We start from the raw sequence: 5581 nt of genomic DNA, 5'->3' as shown, positions 1-5581 counted from the left end.
CCTGCCAATGACATAGCAACGACAGAAGTAAGTAATCCACCAAAAGGAATGCCGCTATACATAATACTTACCGCGGTCCCTTTATATTTATCGGGTACAGCTTCAGATGCCAGGGTAATCATCATCGGAAGTGCCCCACCCATACCTAAACCAGTACAAAAACGAATGAGTAACAGCAAACTAAAGTTAGCAGCATAAGCCGTTAGCAAAGACATAATTCCAAAAAGTAAAATACTAAAAATCAGAATTTTCTTACGCCCGACAATATCTGCAAATCTACCACCTAATATGGCACCTGGTAGTGTTCCTAAAATTGCAGCACTAAATGCCCACGCCATCTGGCCATTGTCCAACATAAACTCAGCCCGCATTCGTGGAGCGGCTACCCCCATTGACTGAAGATCAAAACCTTCAAAAATTGCTATTGCAAAGCATAATAGCAACGTGATTTTTGCCCTTGCAGACTGTCCTAATATCTTTTCCATTGTGTTATCCCTTATTGACTAGTCGTTCCATTTAGCCCTTTGTGTATTATTGTTTAAACACACCAAAAATATCAGTTAAACTTATTAAAAAATCAACATATTTTTATATTAAATCGTCAATAAAATTAATTAATATTTAAAATACAATAAATTATAAAATATTTATGAAATTTTATAAAAAAGACTTGAATGTAAGTTTAACTGATATTAAATTAAATCCCAGAACAGCAAAAAATCATTCAAGGAGTATGAAGATGAGTTATGAAAACCGCTGGGAAACAGTAGATGTTAAAGTTGAAGATGGAATTGCATGGGTAACACTAAACCGCCCAGAAAAGAAAAATGCCATGAGCCCAACACTCAACCGTGAAATGATTGATGTACTTGAAGCGATAGAACTTGATCAAAATGCACGTGTGCTTGTGTTGACAGGTGCAGGCGATTCTTGGACAGCAGGCATGGACTTAAAGGAATATTTCCGTGAAGTCGATACTCAACCAGAAATTTATCAAGAACGTATCCGCCGCGACTCATGCCGCTGGCAGTGGCAACTTCTTCGCATGTATTCAAAACCAACGATTGCTATGGTCAACGGCTGGTGCTTTGGAGGCGGTTTCTCACCTTTAGTGGCTTGTGATCTCGCAATTGCAGCAGATGAAGCAACTTTCGGTTTATCTGAAATTAACTGGGGTATCCCACCGGGTAACCTTGTAAGCAAAGCAATGGCAGACACTGTTGGTCACCGTACCTCTTTGTACTACATCATGACAGGTAAAACCTTTAGTGGTAAAGAAGCTGAAACGATGGGTCTTGTGAATAAAAGCGTACCGCTTGAACAGCTAAAAGCAGAAGTGACTGAGCTTGCAAACTGTCTACTTGAGAAAAACCCTGTGGTTCTTCGTACCGCTAAAAATGGCTTTAAGCGTTGTCGTGAACTGACTTGGGATCAAAACGAAGATTACTTATATGCCAAACTTGATCAATGTATCCACCGCGATACGGAAAACGGTCGCCAAGAAGGTTTGAAACAATTTTTAGATGAAAAATCAATTAAACCGGGTTTACAGAGCTATAAACGTACTGGTTAACTTTTGATTCTCTAATGGCAATGTAAGGACACAACCCATGCAAAATGTACAGTTACTTATTCACGGTCAATCTGTTGATGCATCAAATCAGGCAACTTTTGAGCGTATTAGTCCCATTGATGGATCAGTGGCAACAAAAGCTGCTGCTGCCACACTGGAAGATGTTGATCGTGCAATAGACTCGGCACAACAAGCTTTTAAAATATGGTCGAAACTCTCGCCTACCGAACGTCGCTTACGTTTGTTAAAAGCAGCCGATTTAATGGACCAAAAAACTGAGCAATTCATTCAAACTGGAATGCAAGAAACAGGTTCAACTGCGACATGGTATGGGTTTAACGTTCACCTTGCTGCCAACATGTTACGTGAAGCAGCAGCAATGACCACACAAATTGACGGAAGCCTGATTCCATCAGATATGCCAGGCAATCTTGCGATGGGTGTACGGGTTCCTTGTGGTGTCATTGTAGGGATTGCACCTTGGAACGCCCCTGTCATTTTGGCAACACGTGCGCTTGCTATGCCTTTGGCTTGTGGTAACACGGTAGTATTAAAAGCATCGGAAGCCTGCCCAGCAACACATCGTCTCATTGGTGAAGTGTTACATGAAGCAGGTCTTGGTGAAGGTGTGGTAAATGTAATTACGCATGCCGCTGAAGATGCACCACAAATCGTGGAGCGCTTAGTGTCTCATCCAGCTGTGAAGCGCATTAATTTTACGGGTTCAACCAAAGTCGGAAAAATTATTGCCGAGACTGCTGCTAAATATTTAAAACCTGTTTTACTTGAATTGGGTGGTAAAGCCCCTGTTGTGGTTTTAAATGAAGCTGACATTAATGAAGCCGTAAATGCAGTCGCTTTTGGAGCGTTCTTTAATCAGGGTCAAATCTGTATGTCGACCGAACGTGTTTTGGTTCAAGACAAAATTGCCGACCAATTTATTGAAAAACTGATTGAAAAAACCCGCTCTATTCGGGCAGGTAATCCAACCTCAAAAGACAATGTACTCGGTGTTTTAGAAAGTCGACGTGCTGCAAACCGTATTCAGCATTTGCTGGAAGATGCTCAAAACAAAGGTGCTGACTTACCTTTAGGTATTCATATTGAAGACACCACCATGCAACCGACGCTGGTGCTCAATATTAAACCTGACATGCTGCTTTACCGTGAAGAATCATTTGGGCCTGTATGCACAGTTCAACGCTTTTCAAGCATTGAAGAAGGAGTAGCACTGGCGAATGACAGCGAGTTCGGTCTTTCCTCAGCAGTGTTTAGCCAAAATATTTCACAGGCATTAGAAGTCGCTCAACAAATTGATTCGGGTATTTGTCATATTAACGGCGCAACCGTACATGACGAAGCTCAAATGCCATTTGGCGGAACAAAATCGAGTGGTTACGGACGTTTTGGTAGTAAAGTCTCTGTTGCCGAATTTACCGAACTACGCTGGATTACCATTCAAACCCAATCACGTCATTACCCGATTTAGTCAGGCTAATGCGGACAACAACATATTAAATAAAAATTGCATGATGCAAAAAATAAAGCGCAGTGATGCGCTTTCCATGGAGTGAAAGAAATGCAAATGAATGCCACTCAATCACAAGACCGCGAACGGTTCGTAAAATTAGGGCAACATGATATTCATTATCACCATAAAGATGACACGCTCTATATCAGCCCAAAAGAGCAATTAAAACCGTATCCACAAAAACTGACAGATCGGTTAATTCATTTTGCACAAACTAAACCAGACCATATTTTTGCAGCAAAACGCAATGCTCAAGGTGAATGGGTCAAACTGAGTTATGCAGAAGTTTTACAACGTGCATGGCACATTGCTCAAGCTTTACATGAACGTAAGTTAAACCAAGAGAGACCACTCGTTATTTTAAGTGGTAATGATCTTGAACATTTAACACTGTCTATGGCTGCCATGTTAGCAGGTGTGCCTTTCTCGGCTATTTCCCCTGCCTACTCTCTGATTTCTCAAGACTTTGGCAAACTCAAACATGTGTTTGAAGTACTTACACCAGGTATGGTCTATGCCAGCGATGGGCAAGCTTTTGCCAAAGCGATTCAGGCATGTATTACATCCGACATTGAAGTGGTGACCAATAAAGGGATTGTGGGTGATCAGATCTGCACATCTTTTCAGTCGCTATTAGATACGCCAGTTTCAAATGTTCAAGAGTTTTATCAAACCCTTGATGAAAACCAGATTGCCAAATTCTTATTTACCTCAGGTTCAACCAAGCTTCCTAAAGCTGTACCGACCACGCATTTAATGTTGTGTGTTAATCAGCAAATGTTATTACAAACTTTCCCTGAATTTGAAGAAACACCACCTGTCCTACTCGACTGGCTATCTTGGCACCACACATTTGGTGGCAGTCACAATGTCGGCATCGCGCTCTATAACGGCGGTACCATTTACATTGATGATGGCAAACCCGTTGCAGGAAAATTTGACGAAACTATTCGTAATCTCAAAGAAATTTCTCCAACCGTTTATTTAAATGTGCCAAAAGGTTGGGAAGAACTCACCGAAGCTTTAGAAAAAGATGAAGAATTAAGAGACCGCTTTTTTGCCAAAGTTAAAATTTTATTCTTTGCAGGTGCAGCGCTTTCAGAAGCGGGCTGGAACAGACTCGATAAAATTGCTCAGCAACATTGCGGAGAAAAAATTCGTATTATGAGCGGCTTGGGCATGACAGAAACAGCACCATCTTGTGCTTTTACAACTGGTCCACGCGTGATGGCAGGCTTTATTGGTTACCCTGCTCCGGGATGCGAAATTAAGCTGGTGCCATGTGGTGACAAACTTGAGTTTTGTGTTCGTGGCAAACATGTCATGAAAGGCTATTGGCGTTTAAAGGCAGACCAGCAAAGCACAGTTTTTGACGACGAAGGCTTTTTCCATACGGGTGATGCCGTTCGTTTGGTCGATATCAATGATCCGACCAAAGGCTTGATGTACGACGGACGAATTGCTGAAGACTTTAAACTCAATACGGGTACTTTTGTGAATGTGGGCACACTACGCAATAAAGTGCTCATTCAAGGTAATTTACTGGTCCAAGATGTCTGTATTACAGGTTCAAACCTAAATGCGGTTGGCTTTTTGATTTTTCCAAAACTAGACGCTTGTGCTCAACAAGCTGGTCTTAAGCTGGGCGAACATTCTCCAGCAGAGATACTACAGCATCCTAAAGTCCAACAATGGTTCCGCCAATTTTTAACCACCTTTAATAAAGATGCGACCGGTAGCTCAAATACAGTCTCAATGCTTTATTTAATGACCGAGCCACCTCAACTCGATGCAGGTGAAGTGACCGATAAAGGCAACCTCAATCAAGGCAATATTACCAAGCGTCGTGCTGCTTTAATTGATGAACTTTATCAAAAACAGGCAGAAAACCCGCTGATTATTCGGGTACCCACCTTAAAGCAATAAGTAATTGAAATAAAAAAGGAAGCTCAAACTTCGGTTTGGGCCTTAGCCTCACTTTTGCCTAAAAAAAGGTTCAACATGCCACACGATACAGAATTTGAACTATTTCGAGACAGCTACCGCAGGTTCTTAAAAGAACAGGTTGCTCCGTATTATGAACAGTGGGAACACGATGGCCTCATCCCGCGTGATCTGTGGCTTCGTCTTGGGGAAAATGGCTTTTTGTGCGTCGATGTACCCGAAGAATATGGTGGCTACGGTGCTCCTATTCATTACTCGCTCATGCTGGTTCAAGAAACTGCTCAAGCTGGCTTTGCATCTTTGGCAGTTGCCATTGGCGGGCAAAATGAGTTGGTCTCACCTTATCTGCAAAATATTGGAACTGAAGAGCAAAAACGTTATTGGTTACCGAAAATGGTGACAGGTGAAGTCGTCACTGCAATCGCCATGACAGAGGCCAATGCGGGTTCAGACTTACAAGCCATACGCACTCAAGCGATTTTAGAAAATGACCACTACCGTATTAATGGTTCAAAAACGTTTATCTCAAATGG

The 5581-nt window shown here is 41.9% G+C and carries 5 protein-coding genes; 4 read left to right on the top strand and 1 reads right to left on the bottom strand.

Annotation, left to right across the window (positions count from 1 at the left end):
* On the bottom strand, window positions 1-485 hold a 485-nt coding region (locus UC75_RS21510), incomplete at its 3' end, for an MFS transporter (RefSeq protein ID WP_228137333.1).
* A 248-nt stretch (window positions 486-733) separates the two neighbouring features.
* Between UC75_RS21510 and UC75_RS12225 the strand changes: the two genes are divergently transcribed.
* The 4 genes from UC75_RS12225 to UC75_RS21505 form a co-directional block, all read left to right on the top strand.
* Window positions 734-1573, top strand: coding sequence for a p-hydroxycinnamoyl CoA hydratase/lyase (locus tag UC75_RS12225; RefSeq protein ID WP_171249501.1), 840 nt, complete (start codon window positions 734-736; stop codon window positions 1571-1573).
* Between the two features lie 37 nt (window positions 1574-1610).
* Window positions 1611-3062 carry an aldehyde dehydrogenase gene (locus UC75_RS12220; protein WP_049837754.1) on the top strand — a complete coding sequence of 484 codons (1452 nt, stop codon included), beginning with the start codon at window positions 1611-1613 and terminating at the stop codon, window positions 3060-3062.
* Window positions 3063-3143: 81 nt separating this feature from the next.
* Entirely contained in the window at window positions 3144-5030 is a 1887-nt protein-coding gene (locus tag UC75_RS12215) for a feruloyl-CoA synthase (protein WP_171249500.1), read from the top strand.
* Between the two features lie 75 nt (window positions 5031-5105).
* The coding region (locus UC75_RS21505) for an acyl-CoA dehydrogenase family protein (RefSeq protein WP_228137332.1) at window positions 5106-5581 on the top strand (476 nt) is incomplete at its 3' end.

It is taken from the genome of Acinetobacter sp. V2 (assembly GCF_001188385.1).
In the GTDB taxonomy this organism is placed as follows: domain Bacteria; phylum Pseudomonadota; class Gammaproteobacteria; order Pseudomonadales; family Moraxellaceae; genus Acinetobacter; species Acinetobacter oleivorans.
The sequence above is the reverse complement of the archived record's forward strand: the minus strand, read 5'-3'. Positions and strand labels throughout refer to the sequence as shown.

Coding starts and splice junctions, on each gene's coding strand:
- UC75_RS12225 (WP_171249501.1), top strand. CDS start 734: ATGAAGATGAGTTATGAAAACCGCTGGGAAACAGTAGATGTTAAAGTT.
- UC75_RS12220 (WP_049837754.1), top strand. CDS start 1,611: ATGCAAAATGTACAGTTACTTATTCACGGTCAATCTGTTGATGCATCA.